At 73.4% G+C, this 16,448-nt stretch carries 18 protein-coding genes and 1 riboswitch; of the genes, 5 read left to right on the plus strand and 13 right to left on the minus strand.

Going from position 1 to position 16,448, the window contains the following annotated elements; genetic code table 11:
• From rsmA to rsmI, 5 genes are all read right to left on the minus strand, one after another.
• Entirely contained in the window at nucleotides 1-894 is an 894-nt protein-coding gene (gene rsmA, locus M1L56_RS06460; protein WP_067949906.1) for a 16S rRNA (adenine(1518)-N(6)/adenine(1519)-N(6))-dimethyltransferase RsmA, read from the minus strand.
• A 67-nt stretch (nucleotides 895-961) separates the two neighbouring features.
• Nucleotides 962-1,873, minus strand: coding sequence for a TatD family hydrolase (locus M1L56_RS06465; RefSeq protein WP_248598604.1), 912 nt, complete (start codon nucleotides 1,871-1,873; stop codon nucleotides 962-964).
• Nucleotides 1,870-3,432, minus strand: coding sequence for a methionine--tRNA ligase (gene metG / locus M1L56_RS06470; RefSeq protein WP_248598605.1), 1,563 nt, complete (start codon nucleotides 3,430-3,432; stop codon nucleotides 1,870-1,872). The genes M1L56_RS06465 and metG overlap by 4 nt, the downstream gene beginning before the upstream one ends.
• Before the next feature lie 66 nt (nucleotides 3,433-3,498).
• The gene (locus tag M1L56_RS06475; protein ID WP_248598606.1) at nucleotides 3,499-4,605 is read right to left on the minus strand and encodes an NADP-dependent oxidoreductase; all 1,107 of its coding nucleotides are present in this window, start codon (nucleotides 4,603-4,605) and stop codon (nucleotides 3,499-3,501) included.
• A 105-nt stretch (nucleotides 4,606-4,710) separates the two neighbouring features.
• Nucleotides 4,711-5,538, minus strand: coding sequence for a 16S rRNA (cytidine(1402)-2'-O)-methyltransferase (gene rsmI, locus M1L56_RS06480; protein WP_067949898.1), 828 nt, complete (start codon nucleotides 5,536-5,538; stop codon nucleotides 4,711-4,713).
• Nucleotides 5,539-5,590: 52 nt separating this feature from the next.
• Here rsmI and M1L56_RS06485 point away from each other — a divergent pair, with 52 nt between their 5' ends.
• Both M1L56_RS06485 and M1L56_RS06490 read left to right on the plus strand, forming a co-directional pair.
• Complete coding sequence (locus tag M1L56_RS06485) at nucleotides 5,591-7,276, plus strand: dolichyl-phosphate-mannose--protein mannosyltransferase (RefSeq protein ID WP_248598607.1); 1,686 nt, start codon at nucleotides 5,591-5,593, stop codon at nucleotides 7,274-7,276.
• Nucleotides 7,273-8,271 carry a YeiH family protein gene (locus M1L56_RS06490; protein WP_248598608.1) on the plus strand — a complete coding sequence of 333 codons (999 nt, stop codon included), beginning with the start codon at nucleotides 7,273-7,275 and terminating at the stop codon, nucleotides 8,269-8,271. Before M1L56_RS06485 ends, M1L56_RS06490 begins: the two co-directional genes overlap by 4 nt.
• Here M1L56_RS06490 and M1L56_RS06495 read toward each other — a convergent pair.
• The 7 genes from M1L56_RS06495 to M1L56_RS06525 form a co-directional block, all read right to left on the minus strand.
• Nucleotides 8,247-9,308 carry an NAD(P)-dependent alcohol dehydrogenase gene (locus M1L56_RS06495; protein WP_248598609.1) on the minus strand — a complete coding sequence of 354 codons (1,062 nt, stop codon included), beginning with the start codon at nucleotides 9,306-9,308 and terminating at the stop codon, nucleotides 8,247-8,249. The two genes, M1L56_RS06490 and M1L56_RS06495, sit on opposite strands and share 25 nt — an antisense overlap.
• A complete protein-coding gene (locus M1L56_RS06500) occupies nucleotides 9,305-10,303 on the minus strand; it encodes an NAD(P)-dependent alcohol dehydrogenase (RefSeq protein ID WP_248598610.1) in 999 nt (332 codons plus the stop codon). The genes M1L56_RS06495 and M1L56_RS06500 overlap by 4 nt, the downstream gene beginning before the upstream one ends.
• Nucleotides 10,300-10,533: a helix-turn-helix transcriptional regulator gene (locus tag M1L56_RS06505; RefSeq protein WP_067949894.1), complete on the minus strand. Its 234-nt coding sequence runs from the start codon at nucleotides 10,531-10,533 to the stop codon at nucleotides 10,300-10,302. The genes M1L56_RS06500 and M1L56_RS06505 overlap by 4 nt, the downstream gene beginning before the upstream one ends.
• Nucleotides 10,527-10,958 (minus strand): hypothetical protein, encoded by a 432-nt coding sequence (locus M1L56_RS06510; RefSeq protein ID WP_248598611.1) that lies wholly within the window; start codon nucleotides 10,956-10,958, stop codon nucleotides 10,527-10,529. The genes M1L56_RS06505 and M1L56_RS06510 overlap by 7 nt, the downstream gene beginning before the upstream one ends.
• A 159-nt stretch (nucleotides 10,959-11,117) precedes the next feature.
• Entirely contained in the window at nucleotides 11,118-11,447 is a 330-nt protein-coding gene (locus M1L56_RS06515; RefSeq protein WP_067949890.1) for a multidrug efflux SMR transporter, read from the minus strand.
• A gap of 11 nt (nucleotides 11,448-11,458) precedes the next feature.
• A riboswitch (guanidine-III (ykkC-III) riboswitch) is annotated at nucleotides 11,459-11,525 on the minus strand.
• A 71-nt stretch (nucleotides 11,526-11,596) separates the two neighbouring features.
• Nucleotides 11,597-12,766 (minus strand): FAD-dependent oxidoreductase, encoded by a 1,170-nt coding sequence (locus tag M1L56_RS06520; protein WP_248598612.1) that lies wholly within the window; start codon nucleotides 12,764-12,766, stop codon nucleotides 11,597-11,599.
• Nucleotides 12,763-13,053 carry an antibiotic biosynthesis monooxygenase gene (locus M1L56_RS06525; RefSeq protein ID WP_248598613.1) on the minus strand — a complete coding sequence of 97 codons (291 nt, stop codon included), beginning with the start codon at nucleotides 13,051-13,053 and terminating at the stop codon, nucleotides 12,763-12,765. Before M1L56_RS06525 ends, M1L56_RS06520 begins: the two co-directional genes overlap by 4 nt.
• 93 nt (nucleotides 13,054-13,146) lie before the next feature.
• On the opposite strand from M1L56_RS06525, the gene M1L56_RS06530 reads away from it, so the two are divergent.
• From M1L56_RS06530 to M1L56_RS06540, 3 genes are all read left to right on the plus strand, one after another.
• Nucleotides 13,147-13,707 (plus strand): cysteine hydrolase family protein, encoded by a 561-nt coding sequence (locus M1L56_RS06530; RefSeq protein ID WP_248598614.1) that lies wholly within the window; start codon nucleotides 13,147-13,149, stop codon nucleotides 13,705-13,707.
• Nucleotides 13,708-13,851: 144 nt separating this feature from the next.
• Nucleotides 13,852-15,177 carry an O-acetylhomoserine aminocarboxypropyltransferase/cysteine synthase family protein gene (locus M1L56_RS06535; RefSeq protein ID WP_248598615.1) on the plus strand — a complete coding sequence of 442 codons (1,326 nt, stop codon included), beginning with the start codon at nucleotides 13,852-13,854 and terminating at the stop codon, nucleotides 15,175-15,177.
• Nucleotides 15,174-15,794, plus strand: coding sequence for a CoA-binding protein (locus tag M1L56_RS06540; protein WP_374256101.1), 621 nt, complete (start codon nucleotides 15,174-15,176; stop codon nucleotides 15,792-15,794). The genes M1L56_RS06535 and M1L56_RS06540 overlap by 4 nt, the downstream gene beginning before the upstream one ends.
• Nucleotides 15,795-15,817: 23 nt before the next feature.
• Here the strand turns inward: M1L56_RS06540 and M1L56_RS06545 are convergent, their stop codons facing one another.
• Nucleotides 15,818-16,372, minus strand: a complete 555-nt coding sequence (locus M1L56_RS06545; protein ID WP_067949879.1) for a GNAT family N-acetyltransferase — start codon at nucleotides 16,370-16,372, stop codon at nucleotides 15,818-15,820.
• Between the last annotated feature and the right edge of the window lie 76 nt (nucleotides 16,373-16,448).

The following is a 16,448-nucleotide window of genomic DNA, read 5'->3' on the forward strand; positions in this document are numbered from 1 at the left end:
TCAGGCGGAGGCCGCGGCGCGCGCCACACGCAGGAAGTCGTCGACGGTGAGCTGCTCCCCGCGGGCCTGCGGGTCGATGCCCGCACGCTCGAGCACCGCCGTCGCCGCGGCCGACGTGCCGCCGAGCACCCCGGAGAGGGACTGCCGCAGCATCTTGCGACGCTGCTGGAACGCGGCGTCGACGAGCGCGAACACGGCGACGCGCTCCGCCTCGGTTCCGGGCGGGTCGCCGGGCGCCTCGCCGCGCTCGAAGCCGACGAGCACCGAGTCGACGTTCGGCACCGGCCAGAACACCATGCGGGAGACCTGGCCGGCGATGCGCCACCGGCCGTACCAGGCGGCCTTGACGCTCGGAGCGCCGTACACCTTCGAGCCCGGTTCGGCCGCGAGCCGGTGCCCCACCTCGGCCTGCACCATGACGATGCCGCTGCGCAGCGACGGCAGGTGCTCGAGCAGGTGGAGCAGCACGGGCACGGAGACGTTGTACGGCAGGTTCGCGACGAGCCGCGTGGGCGCTCCGGGCAGCGACGTGACGCGGAGCGCGTCGTCGTGCACGACGGTGAGGCGCGTCCCGGGCTGCATCACGGTGGCGGTGTGCGGCAGTTGCCGGGCGAGGCGGCCGTCGATCTCGACGGCGATGACGTCGGCGCCGGCCTCGAGCAGTCCGAGGGTCAGCGAGCCGAGGCCCGGCCCGATCTCGAGGACCGTCTCCCCCCGTTCGACGCCCGCGGTCTGCACGATGCGGCGCACGGTGTTGCCGTCGTGCACGAAGTTCTGGCCGAGCTTCTTCGTCGGCGTGACGTCGAGCAGCTCGGCGAGGTCGCGGATCTCGGCGGGTCCGAGGAGGCGCGCGGTACGGTCCGCCCCGTCGGCCTCGTGGCGGTGCGCGTTCACCGGATGCTCCCCCGCACGGTGTCGATGCTGCGGCACGTGGGGGCGACGGTGGTCACGGCGCGCCGGTTCACGCGGATCCCGCCGCGTCGGCAGCGAGGCCGTCGTCCCACGACCCGTAGGCCCGCACGGTGTTCTCGGCGACCTGCGCGCAGAGTTCGTCGAGGTCGGCGTCGAGGGTGTCGGCGAGGAACCGCATGGTGTGCGGCACCAGGTACGGCGCATTGGGCCGGCCGCGGAGCGGCACGGGCGTGAGGTACGGCGCATCGGTTTCGACGAGGAGCAGCTCGCGCGGGAGGACGCGCAGCGCCGCCCGCAGGTTCTCGGCGTTCTTGAACGTGACGTTGCCCGCGAACGAGCAGTACCAGCCGGCATCGGCGGCGAGCCGGGCGAGCTCGGCGTCGCCCGAGAAGCAGTGGAAGATCGTGGTGTCGGGCGCGCCCGCACGACGCAGGGTCGCGACCACCTCGTCGTGGGCGTCCCGGTCGTGGATCTGCAGCGCGATCCCGTGCCGCTTCGCGATGTCGAGGTGCGCCTCGAACGAGCGGAACTGGGCGTCGCGGCCCTCGTCGCCGGTGCGGTAGAAGTCGAGGCCGGTCTCGCCGACGGCGCGCACGCGCGGCTGCGCGGCGAGTTCGTCGATGACGTCGATCGCGGCATCGAGCTCCCCGCGGGCGTCGAGTTCCGGCGCCTCGTTGGGGTGCAGTGCGACGGCCGCGAGCAGGCGGGGTTCGCGGGCGGCCATCTCGGCCGACCAGCGGCTGGTGGCGACATCCGTGCCGACCTGCACCGCACCGGCGACGCCGACGGATGCCGCACGCTCGAGGTGCTCGTGCGGCGTCAGCGGCATCGCGCCGTCGGCGATCTCGAGGTGGGTGTGGTTGTCGTACACCGCGACCGCGAGCGGCTCGGGCGCCGGCGGGTACTCGACGGCGCGTCCGCCGTCGGATCGGGTGCGCAGGTGGTCGGCCGGAGCCGTCACTCGGCGACCTCCACGCGTGGGAACAGCGGTTCGAGCGCGGCGACGCGCGAACCGGGCGTCCACTCGTGGGCCCGGTCGATCGGCTGCTCCTGCACGGTGCCGGGCGCGCCGAGGGCGGTCCACAGCTTCGCGGTCGCCTTGGGCAGCACCGGCGAGAGCAGCACGGCGAGCGTGCCCAGCCCGTGGTAGGCGGTCGCGAGCACCGCCTCGAGGCGGTCGCGCTGCGCCGGGTCCTTCGCGAGCGCCCACGGCTCCTGCTCGGTGAGGTAGCCGTTGAGCGCGTCGACGAGGCGCCACGCCGCGGCGATCGCCTCGTGCACGCGGAGTCGCTCGATCGCCCGCCACGCGGCATCCGTCACCTCGGCCCCGAGCGCCGCGACAGCGGCGTCCGCGTCGGTGCGGCCGGCCTCGCCCGAGGGCACGTCGCCGTCGCAGTACCGGCCGATCATCGCGATGACCCGGGAGGCGAGGTTGCCGAAGCCGTTCGCGAGCTCGGCCTGGTAGCGGGCCGCGAGGTCCTCCCACGAGAACGAGCCGTCCTGTCCGAAGTGGATGGCGGAGAGGAAGTAGTAGCGGAACGCGTCGGAGCCGAAGGTGTCGGTGATCTGCTCGGGCGCGATGCCCGTCAGCTTCGACTTCGACATCTTCTCGCCGCCGACGAGCAGCCAGCCGTGGCCGAAGACGCCGCGCGGCACCTCGAGGCCCGCGGCCATGAGCATGGCCGGCCAGATGACGGCGTGGAAGCGGAGGATGTCCTTGCCGACGAGGTGCTGTGCGGGCCAGCGCCGCGCGAACTCCGCGTCGTCCTGTCCGTAGCCGACCGCGGTGATGTAGTTCAGCAGCGCGTCGAACCACACGTAGACGACGTGGGACTCGTCCCAGGGCACCTTCACGCCCCAGTCGAACGTCGACCGCGAGATCGACAGGTCGGCCAGCCCCGACCGCACGAAGCTCACGACCTCGTTGCGCGCCGACTCGGGCTGCACGAAGTCCGGACGCGTCTCGTAGAGCTCGAGCAGCCGGTCGGCGAACGCGGACATGCGGAAGAAGTAGTTCTTCTCGTGCAGCAGTTCGACGGGCTTCGAGTGGATGGCGCACACGAGCTGGCCCGCGTACTCCCCCTCGCCGTCGACGAGCTCGGACTGCTGCTTGTACTCCTCGCAGCCGACGCAGTAGTAGCCCTCGTACTCGCCCGTGTAGATGTGCCCGTCGTCGTAGAGCTTCTGCAGGAACCGCTGCACGTTCGCCTCGTGGCGCTCGTCGGTCGTGCGGATGAAGTCGTCGTTGGCGACGTCGATCGTGTCGAGCAGCGGCTTCCACGCCTCGGCGACGAGCTTGTCGGCCCATTCCTGGGGCGTGACGCCGTTCGCCGTCGCGGTCCGCAGGATCTTCTGGCCGTGCTCGTCGGTGCCCGTCAGCATCCACGTGTCGCGGCCCGCCTGCCGGTTCCAGCGCGCGAGCACGTCGGCGGCGACCTCGGTGTAGGCGTGCCCGATGTGGGGCACGTCGTTGACGTAGAAGATCGGGGTGGTGATGTAGAACGAGGAGCCGTCGGCCATGCCGACAATCCTACGGGCGGCGCACGCCGCGTAACGCCGGGCCGGGGGCGGCCCCGGCCCGGACGATCAGCGCACGGGCGCCGCGGCGGCGGGCGCCCCGACCTGCGGGATCGAGCCCGTGCGCAGCCGGCGCGCGCGGCCGTCGCCGATCACCGGCGGCAGCACGCCCTCGACGCTGACGCGCTCGTGCGGCGTGGGGACGCCGATGGTGACGTCCTGCTGCTTGAGCCGGGACGGCCGCACCTTCTGCCCCTTGTAGTCGACGAGCTTCATGCCGATGACGATCTTGCCCGCCGAGTCCCGCTGGTCGAGCTGCCGGTACGCGTCGGCGATCTCGGACAGGGAGAACACGTCGGCGATGGGCAGCCGGATCTGGCGGTCGGCGACGAGCTGCGCGACGCGCGCGAGCGCGATGGTGTCGCCCGCGTAGAGCTTCACCGCGTCGTGGTCCTCCACGGCGCCCCAGTCGGTCGTGGTGAACACGCGCATGGACGGCACGCCGAGCGCGGCGGCCTCGTCGGACTCGCCGCCGAGGAAGTCGAGGAACGCGGTGACGGGCGCCCGGGTGACGGCGCGGACGCGGGCGGCGAGGTCCGGGCCGTAGGAGACCGGCACCACGCCGAACTGCCGGACGAAGTCGAACCGCTCCTCGGTGGTGCTGCCGATGACGACGGCGCCCCGAGCCCGCGCGAACTGCGCCGCCAGGCAGCCGATGCCGCCGGCCGCGGCCGTGATGACGACGACGTCGTTCGCGCCGAGGTTCAGGCCCTCGACCGCGCCGAGGGCGGTGGTGCCGGCCACGTAGAGCGACCCGGCGATCTCCCACGAGAGCGAGATCGGCTTGGGCAGGAGCTGGGTCTCGGGCACGACCACGTGCGTGGCGTGCGCACCGCGGGCGACGTAGCCCATGACCTCGGCGCCACGGCGGAACCGCGTGACGCCCGGCCCGACCTGGGCGACCACACCCGCGAACTCGCGCCCCTGTCCGGAGGGGAACTCGACCGGCCACCGGTCGGCGTTGTCGCCGAGTCGCACGGCCGTCTCGACGGGCGAGATCCCGGCGGCGTACACCTCGACGAGCACTTCGCCCGGGCCGGGTGCGGGCGTCGGGATCTCCTGGATCTCGAGCACCTCCGGTCCGCCGAATTCACTGAACCGCACTGCCTTGGCCATGACGCCCTCCCCCGGACTCCGTTGTCACGGTCATCGTGCGTCCGGCCGGTGGGAGGCGCTTGGGAAGCACCTGTGATTCCGATGCAAGCGAATGGGCTCGCAGGTTCAGTCGCCCCGGCGAGCCTCCAGCGCCGCCTCGTACAGGTCGCGGCGTCCCAGGCCGGTCTCGGCGGCGACGGCGGCCGCGGCGTCCTTCAACCGGGTACCGGATGCCGCGAGCGCGACGACCCGCGCCACGGCCTCGCCGGCGTCGGCCGGAGCCGGCTCGGCGGCACCGCCCACCACGATGCAGATCTCGCCGCGCACGCCGTCGGCAGCCCAGGCGGCGAGCTCGCCGACCGGACCACGGCGGACCTCCTCGTGCAGCTTGGTGAGTTCCCGGCAGACCGCGGCGGGCCGGTCGTCGCCGAACGCCTCGGCGAGCGCGCCGAGCGTGGCCGCGAGCCGCGACGGCGCCTCGAAGAACACGAGCGTGCGACGGTCGGCGGCGAGGTCGGCGAGCCGCCGCATCCGCTCGCCCGCCTTGCGCGGCAGGAACCCCTCGAACGCGAAGCGGTCGGTCGGCAGCCCCGACACGGCGAGCGCGGTGATCACCGCGCTCGGGCCCGGGATCGCCGTCACGTCGACGCCCGCCTCGACCGCGGCCTGCACCAGCGGGAAGCCCGGGTCGGACACCGTCGGCATGCCCGCGTCGCTCAGCACGAGCAGGTCGCCGTCGCGCGCGAGCTCGACGAGGTCGGCGGCGCGCGCCCGCTCGTTGTGCTCGTGCAGGGCGATGAGCTTCGGCCGGTTGGCGATGCCGAGGCCGGCGAGCAGCCGCTGGGTCACGCGGGTGTCCTCGGAGGCGACGACGGTCGCGTCCTCGAGCGCCTGCCGGAGCCGTGCGGAGGCGTCGCCGAGGTTGCCGATGGGCGTCGCCGCGAGGATGATCACCGCTCCAGTCTGACGCACGGATGCCGCGGCGGGCGCGGCTACAGTGGGGCGCATGGGTTCGAACGGGGTCGGCGCCGACGCGCGCGACGCCGCATCCGTCACCCCGCCGGAACCGCCAGAGCGCGCCGCCGAGGCCGAGCCAGAGACCGCGACCGGCCCGGTCGACGCTCCCGCGACCGACCCCGGCCCGCGCGGGTCGCGCCTCGACGAGCGCTGGGCGCACCTGTTGCGCACCCCCCGTCGCCGCGCCGTCTGGTACTGGGGCGGCCCCATCGCGGTCGCGCTCATCGCGGCGTTGCTGCGCTTCTGGAACCTCGGAGACCCGCACGAGATCGTCTTCGACGAGACGTACTACGTGAAGGACGCGTGGACGCTCATCGCGAACGGCTACGAGTCGGCCTGGCCCGCGGGCGCGAACGAGGACTTCGCGCGCGGCGACACCGACGTCTTCTCCGACGACCCGTCGTACGTGGTCCACCCGCCGCTCGGCAAGTGGATGATCGGGCTCGGCATGGCGCTCTTCGGCGCCGACAGCGCGTTCTGGTGGCGCGCGTCGACGGCGCTCGCCGGCGTCGTCGCGGTGTTCGCGCTGACCATGGTCGGCCGCATCCTGTTCCGGTCCACCTCCCTCGCCGTGATCGCCGGGCTGCTGTTCACGGTCGACGGCAACGCCATCGTCATGAGCCGCGTGGGCCTGCTCGACAACTGGCTGATGCTGTTCTGCCTGCTGGGCTTCTGGTTCGTGCTGCTCGATCGAGCGAAGACCGAGGATCGGTTCGCCGCGCGGCTCGCGGCGCTGCGGGCCGACGGCGCCGAGCCCCGGTCGGGTCCGGTGGTGTGGGCGCGACCCTGGGTGGTCGCGGCGGGCGTCGCGTTCGGCGCGGCGATCGCCGTGAAGTGGTCTGGCCTGTACTTCCTGGCGGCGGTGGGCGTCTACCTCGTGCTCGTCGACGCGCTCGCGAGGCGTCGCGCCGGGCTGCCGTTCTTCGTCGAGGGCGCGGTCGTCAAGCAGGGGCCGGTCACGTTCCTGCTGCTCGTCCCCGTCGCGGCCGCGACCTACCTCGCGTCGTGGACCGGCTGGCTCGTGACCTCGGGCGGGTACTACCGCGACTGGGCCGACCAGCCCGAGAATGCGGCCACCGGGTTCTGGTCCTGGGTGCCGCATCCGCTGCAGAGCCTGTGGCACTACCACCAGGCCGCCTACGGCTACCACGTGGGGGTCCGAACCGACCACCCGTGGGAGGCGAACCCGCTGACGTGGCCGCTCATGCTCCGTCCGACGAACATGTACTACGCCGAGGTCGACGGCTGCGGCGGGGGCGAGTGCGTGTCGTCCATCATCGGCATCGCGAACCCGCTGATCTGGTGGGCGGCCACCCTCGCCTCGGTGTACCTCGTCTACCGCTTCGCACGGTACCGGGAGTGGCAGGCGGGCGCCGTCCTGCTCGGCGTGGGGGCCGGGTACCTGCCGTGGCTGCTCTACGTGGAGCGCACGGTGTTCCACTTCTACACGATCGCGTACGAGCCGTTCGTGTTCCTCGCCCTGACGTACGTGCTCGGCATCGTCCTCGGCAGGCCCGACGATCCGCGGTGGCGTCGCCAGCAGGGCATCGCGACGGTCGCGGTGTTCCTCGCGGTGGTCCTCGTCGTCTCCGCGTTCTTCTTCCCGATCTGGAGCGCGATGCCGACGTCGCCGGAGTTCCGGCAGCTGCACTTCTGGCTGCCCGGGTGGGGATGACGCGCACGCCCGCATGGGGCGAGCGGATGCCGGGCGTCGGCGTCGCGGCGCTCGCCGCGGTCCTCGCCTGGCTCGTGCACCTCGCGGTGCCCGCCGTGCCGCTGCTCACCGTCGCGGTCGCGGCGGGCATCGTCGCGGGCCAGGTCCCGCGGGTGCGGCCCCACCTCGACGGCGCGCTCCGGCCGGGCCTGGCGTTCAGCGGTCGCACGCTGCTCCGCGCCGGAATCGTGCTCCTCGGACTCCAGCTGGGACTCGGCGACATCGTCGGGCTCGGCTGGGTCACGGTGCTCACGACGATCGGCGTGGTCGTCCTCACGTTCGCCGGCACGTGGTGGCTCGGACGCGCGGTCGGCCTGCCCGGGCATGAACCGCTGCTCGTCGCGAGCGGCTTCGCGATCTGCGGCGCCTCGGCGATCGGCGCGATGGGCGGTGCCGTGCGGGCGCGACACGAGGAGCAGGCGGTGCCGGTGGCGCTCGTGACGCTGTGCGGCACGCTCGCGATCGCGGTCCTGCCCGCGCTGTGGCATCCGCTCGGCCTGACGGCTGCCGAGTTCGGGCACTGGGTGGGTGCGGGCGTGCACGACGTCGGCCAGGTCGTCGCCACGGCGCAGGTGGCGGGCGCGTCGGCCCTCGCGGTCGCGGTGGTCGTGAAGCTCACCCGGGTGCTGCTGCTCGCCCCGATGGTCGCGATCGCGGCGAGCGTCGAGCGGCGCCGGGTGACGGATGCCGCGGGCCCGCGCCCCGCCATCGTGCCGCTCTTCGTCGTCGGCTTCCTCGCCGCGGTGCTGCTCCGCACGTTCGTGCCGTTGCCCGAGGCGCTGCTCAGCGCCGCGGAGGTGGTGCAGACGACCCTGCTCGCCATGGCGCTCTTCGCACTCGGCTCGTCGATCCGCGTGGGTGCGCTGCTGCACACCGGCTGGCGCGCGCTCGTGGTCGGGCTCTCGTCGTGGGCGCTCGTCGCCGCGCTCGCCTACGGCGCCGTGCTGCTCGGCTGAGCCGGGCGACGTGCGGTGCCGCCCGCGGCGTCCGCTGACGCGCCCGCGGCATCCGGCGCCGACCGGTCGTCGCGCACCCGGATCGCGACCTTGCCCCGGACCCCACCGGACTGGAGGCGTGCGATCGCCTCGGCCGCCCGGCCGAACGGGACGACCTCGTCGACCACGGGTCGCAGCCGCCCCGCCTCGGCGTGCCGACGGAGCTCGTCGAGGTCGTCGCCGCTGCGACGTGCGACGAGGGGCTTCAGGCGCCGGCGCGTGAACGGCGACATGAGCGTGGCGGCCGCCAGCCTCGGGATCGGCCCGAGCAACCGCGAGCCGGTGCCCGAGGAGAGCACGAGCGTGCCGCGCGGCGTGAGGATCTGCTTCAGCGCACGGATCGGGTGCGCGCCCGCGAGATCCAGGATGACGTCGTACCGGGCGCTGCCGGTGGTCGGGTCCTCGGTGTGCCGGTCGAGGACGTGCGTCGCCCCGGCGGCGCGGACGTGGTCGGCCTTCGCGGCGCTCGCGACGCCCGTGACCTCCGCGCCGAGCGCGGCCGCGAGCTGCACGGCGAACGTGCCGACGCCGCCGCTCGCGCCGATCACGAGCACGCGGTCGCCGGATGCCACGCCGCCGAGGCGCAGCCCCTGCAACGCGGTCGTGCCCGAGACGGGGATCACCGCGGCGTGCGCGTCGTCGAGGTTCGCCGGGGCCCGACGCACGTAGGCGGCATCCACCACCGCGGTCTCGGCGAAGCCGCCCTGGTCGGACTCGGCGAACACGCGGTCGCCGGCCGCGAGGGTCGTGACGCCCTCGCCGACGGCGCTGACGACCCCGACGACGTCGCGTCCGACGGGCTGCTTCGGCCGCTTCCGACCGAAGACGGCGCGGAGCATGAGCGGCTCGCCGTGCATGATCCACACGTCGCCGGCGTGGACGCCCGCCGCGTGGACCTCGATCGCCACCTGTCCGGGGCCCGGTGGCGCCGGATCGGGCACCTCGGCGACGACGAGGACCTCGGGGCCCCCGTATCCGATCTGGGTGAGCGCCTTCATGATGCCTCCTGCAGTTCGGGCACGGGCGCGATCACGACCGTGCCGGCCTTGTGTCCGGTGTTGACGACGGCGTGGGCCTCGACGACGGCGTCGAGCGGGAGGATCCGATCGACGAGCGGCGCGAATCGGCCGGATGCCGTGAGCGCCGCGAGCTCCTCGAGGTCGGGGCGCTTCGCCTCGGCCGACCGGAGCCCGGTGAACATGATGACGGCGCGACGCCGCCCGAGCCGCGACGTGAGCTGCTGCAGCATGATCGCCCAGGACGGCACGGTGGTGAGGTAGCGACCGCCGTAGGCGAGCACGCGGCGCGCCCGCCGGAACGAGCTCGCGCCCACCGCGTCGAACACGAGGTCGTACGTCGTGCCGTCCGCGGGTCGCATCGGGTCCTCGCGCGTGTAGTCGATGACCCGCTGCGCGCCGAGTCGCGAGACGAGGTCGGCGTGCCCGGGACCGCACACGCCGGTCACCTCGGCGCCGAGCCGGGCGGCGAGCTGCACTGCCGCGGAGCCGACCGCGCCCGACGCGCCGTTGACCAGCACGCGCATGCCGGGCCGCAGCCGGCCGCCGTCGCGGAGGAAGGGGAGCGCGGTCATGGCGCCGTCGCAGATCGCGGCGGCCTGCGACGCCGTGACGCCGTCGGGCAGCGCCACGATCGCGCCCTGCTCGCTCACGACGACGGCCTCGGCGTGCGCGCCGCCGTCGGCGCCCGTCGCGCCGAAGACCCGGTCGCCGACGGCGAACCGCGTCACGTCGGCGCCGACCACGTCGACGACGCCGGCGAAGTCCGACCCGAGCACGGCGTTGCGGGGTCGACGCAGCCCGAAGGCGAGCCGGGCGAACCAGGGCGAACCCGCCCGGCCTGCGGCATCCGACGCCCCGACGGATGCCGCGTGCACCCGCACGCGCACCTCCCCCGGCCCGGGCTCGGGCTGCTCCCGCTCCTCGATCCCGACGACGTCGGGCGATCCGTACCGGTGGTAGGCGGCGATCCTCATGATGCCGACACCTCCTCATGGGGGTACTGGAAGACCTCGTCGAGCGGCACCCCGAACACCCGGGCGATCTGGAAGGCCATCTCGAGCGACGGCGAGTAGCGCCCCTGCTCGATGGCGATGACGGTCTGGCGGGTGACCCCGAGCCGCTGCGCGAGCTCGGCCTGGGTCATCTCGCCGTGCCGGAACCGCAGGGTGCGGATGTCGTTCGTGACCCGCGTCGGTTTCACCATGCGGGCAACCCCCGGCGGTACATGGCGAGCTTCGCGAGGCTTCCGAGCACCGCCGAGAGCACGAAGCCGAGGTAGATCGCGTTGGCGATCCAGAACCAGTGCACCTGCAGCATGGCGAGCACGAGCGCGCCGATGCCCGCGATCACCACGAGCGAGTTGCCCACCTGCTCGCCGGCCCGGTCGATCTGCCGGTCGCGCACGTCGGCGCGAGTGCTCTCGCTGGGGCTCGCGATCTCGATCGCGATGCGCGCGAGGATGCCGGCCACGACGGCGCCGCCGATGGTCCAGAGCATGGGGATCGCGTAGTCGACCTCCTCGACGGGCGTGCCGCCCACGATCTGGGAGAGCACGAGCCAGAGGTACACCGCGTACCCCGCGATCGCGACCACGAGGAACGACCACGTGCCCTTCTCCTCGTATGACATCCGCTTCCTCCGATGTGAAGAATGTTTGACACGCACAGTGTCAACCATTCCCGACACCGTGTCAAGTATTCTTGACACAGCGGACGCCGCGGGGCCGGCGCCGTGGCGTCGCCGCGGACGTCCGCCCGGCCCGGCCCCGCCCCGGCAGCGCGCGGAGCGCTAGTGCCCGGCGCCGCCGTCGACGAGCTTCAGGCCGACGACGCAGCCGACGAGGCCCGCGATGAGCGCGAGACGGGCCCACGAGACATCCGTCTCGCCCGTGACCATCGCCCAGATCACCGTGAGCGCGGCGCCGATGCCGACCCACACGGCGTACGCCGTGCCCACGGGGATCTCGCGCATCGCCCAGGCGAGCCCGCCCATCGAGAGCACGAGCGTCGCGCCGAACACGACCGACGGCCAGAGCCGGGTGAACCCCTCGGACCGGCCGAGGGCGGTGGCCCACACGGCCTCGAGCACACCGGAGAGGATGAGGACGATCCACGACATGACGGCTCTCCTTCGGCCAGTCTTGTCGCGCTCCGGGTACTGGGTTCCCTCGTCCGGGGCCGCCCCTCGGCGACCTCGTCCGAGGCTAGCAAGCGCCCCTGATCACGGCCTGTGCAGCAGACGGCCGGCGGAGGTCGCGCGGCGGCGCCTCAGCGCCCCGCGAGCCCGGTCGGCGACGACCCCGCCGAGATCGCCCTGCCGGCCCGGAACCGGTCCGGCGCCGGCGCGGCGCCGTCGGCGAGATCCGCCAGGATCCGCCCGACGACGGGCGTGAACTTGAACCCGTGCCCCGAGAATCCGGCGCCCACGACGATGGGCCCGATGCGGTCGAGCACGAAGTGCTCGTCGGGCGTCGTCGTGTAGGTGCAGCTGATCGGGTCCACCGTGTCGGCGTCGACGCCCGGGAGCCATTCCCGCGCATAGCGCTGCAGGTCGGCGAGCTGGTCGGGCACGGGCAGGAAGTCGCGTGCGTCGGGGTCGACGACGGGGCCGACGCCGTGCCATCCGGCCTTCACGCCCTCGCCCGGCGTCAGCATGCCGTAGACCGGCGAGCGCCAGTACGCGTAGCCGTCGGCCGCGGCGCCCGGGAAGTGGTTGTAGCTCGGCCACGCGACCGACTCGTCGCGCACGGCGAAGTGCGCGGGCTGCTCCTGGGTGACCACGAGCCGCGGCATGGCGAGCCCGCCGACGAGCTTCGCGGTCCATGCGCCGAGCGTCACGACCGCGGTCTGCGCCTCGAAGAGCTCCTCGCCGGCGTCGGTCGTGCAGCTCACGCGAACGCGCGCGTCATCGACGACCTCGATGCGCGTCGCCCGCGTGCGATGCCGCACGTCGGCCCCCGCGGCAGCGGCGGTCGCGTGGAGCGCCGCGACCGTGGCATCCGCGTCGACCCGCCCGGCCCGCTCGTTGAACAGCACGCGCGTGTCGAAGCGGATGCCGGGCCAGCGGCGCCCGGCCTCCTCGACGGGCAGGAACTCGGCCGGGATGCCGGCCGCGTCGAGCGCGGCGTGCACGTCGTCGAAGTGAGCGCCGTGACCGTGGTTCGCGACCCCGACGAGGTCGAGGAGGCGGGTGCCGGACTCGGCCTCCAGCTCCCGCCACAGCGGGAGCGCCTCGACGAGCAGGCGCACGTAGGCGGGATCGTCGTACGCGACGTTGAAGTTCCGCGAGGCGCCGTGCGAGGCGCCGTTGCGGTGCCCGGGCTCGAAGCGCTCGAGCAGGGCCACCTCACGGCCGCGGCGCGCGAGCTGCCAGGCGGTCGCCGCGCCCATCGCGCCGCCGCCGACCACCACCGTCTCGACGCGAGTGACCGCGGTCATGCCACGTCCCGGAAGTGCTCGACGACGGGGAACGGATCGTAGAACCCGTGCAGCAGCTCCCGCCAGCGCGCGTACTCGGGCGAGCCGCGGAACCCCGGATCGTGGTCCTCGAGGCGCTCCCAGTGCACGAGCAGCAGGTATTCGTTCGGGGTCTCGACCGACCGCGACAGGCGCAGGTCGACGAACCCGGGCATCGACGAGATGATGGGCCGCGCCAGGGCGAAGGCCGCCTCGAACTCGGCCTCGCGGCCCGGGACGACGGGGAGGATGGCGTGCTCGAGGATCATCCGGCCCACGCTACCGCGCCGTTGGCAGCCGCTCGCCGAGGAATGGCAGGCGTGGGCCGGGCACGGCGCCGGGCCGCCCGTCACGATGGACCCATGGACTTCGACGACACCGCCGCCCTCATCGTGATCGACGTGCAGCAGGGATTCGACGACCCGTACTGGGGCGACCGCGACAACCCGGACGCCGAGGCGAACATCGCCCGGCTCGTGCAGGCGTGGGCGGATGCCGCGCGGCCGATCGTGCTCGTCCGGCACGACTCGCGCGAGCCCGGGTCGCCCCTCCGGCCCGGCTCCCCCGGCAACGCACTGAAGCCGGTCGTCGCCGACGCGCCGCACGACCTCTTCGTCACGAAGCACGTGAACTCGGCGTTCTACGGCGAGCCGGACCTCACGGCGTGGCTCGACGAGCGCGGCATCCGGCAGCTCGTGGTCTGCGGCATCCAGACGAACCAGTGCGTGGAGACGACCGCGCGCATGGGCGGCAACCTCGGCTACGACGTGACGCTGCCCATCGACGCGACCCACACGTTCGACATGGCCGGCCCGGGCGGCCTCCGCCTCACGGCCGCCGAACTCGCGCGGGCGACCGCGGTGAACCTCGACGGCGGCGGGTTCGCGCGCGTGGTCGCGACGGACGACGTGCTCGCCGGGTGATTCCCGAGGGGACGCGACACGCCGCACCGACGCCGCAGCCGGCGGCGAGCCGCGTCCCCTCGGGCGCCGCCGGCCACGCGGCATCCGTTGCCTCTCGTTACGGCGACGAGCGGATGCCGCGGCCCGGCCGACTACCGTGGCCCCATGGCAGACCGCGAATACGGCTTCAAGACCCGCGCCATCCACGCGGGCAACATCCCCGACGCCGAGACGGGCGCCCGCGCGCTGCCGATCTACCAGTCGAGCGCCTTCGTCTTCGACGACACGGCCGACGCGGCGGCGCGCTTCGCGCTGCAGAAGTACGGCAACATCTACTCCCGCCTGGCGAACCCGACGGTCGCGTCGTTCGAGGAGCGCGTCGCGAGCCTCGAGGGCGGCCTCGGCGCGGTCGCGACCGCGAGCGGGTTGGCCGCGCAGTACATCACCTTCGCGAGCCTCGCCGGCACGGGCGACCACATCGTCGCGTCGGCGAACCTGTACGGCGGCTCGATCACCCAGCTGGATGTCACGCTCCGCCGCTTCGGCGTCGAGACGACGTTCGTGCGCTCCTCCGACCCCGCCGACTACGCGCCGGCGATCACCGAGCACACCAAGGCGCTGTTCGTCGAGACGATCGCGAACCCGTCGGGTGAGGTCGCCGACCTCGAGGGGCTCGCCGACGTCGCGCACGCGCACGGCATCCCGCTCATCGTCGACTCGACGATCGCGACCCCGTACCTCAACCGGCCGATCGAGTGGGGCGCCGACCTCGTCACGCACTCGGCGACGAAGTTCCTCGGCGGGCACGGCACGACCCTCGGCGGCGTCGTGGTCGAGTCGGGTCGGTTCGACTGGCACTCCGAGAAGTTCCCGCTCTTCGGGGAGTCCGTGCCGCACTACGGCGGGCTCCAGTGGTCGGGCAACTTCGGCGAGTACGCGTTCCTCACCCGCCTGCGCGCCGAGCAGCTGCGCGACATCGGCCCGGCGCTCGCGCCGCACAGCGCGTTCCTCCTCGCCCAGGGCGTCGAGACGCTGCCGTACCGCATCCAGGCGCACGTCGACAACGCACGCGTGGTGGCCGAGTGGCTCGACGCCGACCCGCGCATCGAGCGCGTGTTCTGGGCGGGGCTGCCCGACCACCCGCACTTCGAGCGCGCCGCGAAGTACCTCCCGAAGGGTCCGGGCTCGGTGTTCAGCTTCGAGGTGAAGGGCGGCCGCGTGGTCGGCCAGAAGCTCATCGAGTCGGTGAACCTCGCGAGCCACCTCGCGAACATCGGCGACGCGAAGACGCTGATCATCCACCCGGCGTCGACCACGCACGCGCAGCTCACCGACCAGCAGCTCGTCGATGCGGGCGTGCTGCCCGGTGTCGTGCGGCTCTCGGTCGGCATCGAGGATGTCGACGACATCATCGCCGACCTCGACCAGGCCCTCTCGGCTGCGACCGCGGGCCTCGCGGTCGCCGGCGCCACGATCGGAGGCACGCGATGAGCACCGCCGTCGACCTCGACACGTCCGGCTCCGAGACGACGGATGCCGCGGCCGGCGACGTCGAGACCGTGCGCCTCGTCAACGGCCTCTCGTGCGAACTGCCCGCGAGCTCGCCGCTCGCGAAGCTGCTGAAGTCCCAGCGCACATGGATCGGCCCCGACGCGAGGCAGCGGCAGCGGATCCTCAACGCCGCGAGGTCGGTCGCGATCGTCGGCGCGTCGCCGAAGCCGCAGCGCTCGAGCTACTTCGTGGGCACGTACCTGCAGCAGTCGAGCGACTACCGCGTGTACTTCGTGAATCCCAACGAGACCGAGATCCTCGGGCAGCCCGCCTATGCCGGCCTCACGGACCTGCCCGAGGTGCCCGACATCGTGGTGGTGTTCCGGCGCGGCAGCGACATCCCGTCGGTGGTCGACGAGGTCGTCGCGGCGGGCGCGAAGACGATCTGGGTGCAGCTGGGCATCTGGAACGAGCAGGCTGCCTACCAGGGCGAGGAGCAGGGGCTCACGGTCGTCATGGACCGGTGCATCAAGGTCGAGCACGCGCGCTTCCACGGGGGCCTGCACCTGCTCGGGTTCGACACCGGCCAGATCACGAGCCGCCGCGGCGGGCGCTGAGGAACGATCCGCGTCCGGGCGGGTCAGGCGGCGTGCGCGGCGCGACCGGCGTCGGCATCGACGTCGCGGCCGTAGGCCCAGATGAGGATGCTCGTTCCGTCGGGACGCTCGAAGGTGAACTCCCGCTCGAGCAGCCGCTCGAAGCCGAGACGCTCGTAGAGCCGCTGGGCGGCGATCATCTGCGGCCCGGTGTTCAGCACGACGCGGCGGAGGCCGCGGTCCGCCGCGAGCGCGGTCACGTGGTGCACCAGCTGCTCGCCCACCCCGCGTCCGCGCGCCGCCGCGGCGACGCCGAGGAAGCGGAAGTCGAGCTCGTCCCGGTCGCGGGCGACGGCGGAGAGGCGCTCCCCGGGCCGCGGCGTGGTGACGGTGCCGAGCAGCGCGCCGGACGCGGCATCCTCGGCGACCCACACCTCGTGGTCGCGCGCCCGATCGGCGACGGCCTCGATCTCGGCGAGGTAGTCCTCGGAGAGCTCGTAGTCGCCGGCGTACGCCTGGCGGACGAGGCGGCCGACCGAGGCGGCCTCGTCGTCGCGCATGAGGCGGATGCGCACCCCGGCGGAATCGTTCACGGACATCCGCACGAGTCTACGCCGCGCCGGCTGGGTGACGGCCGTGGGGGCGGGGGGGGGGGGGCGGGCCCCCCCCCGCCCG

Source organism: Agromyces sp. C10 (assembly GCF_023217995.1).
GTDB lineage: Bacteria > Actinomycetota > Actinomycetes > Actinomycetales > Microbacteriaceae > Agromyces > Agromyces indicus.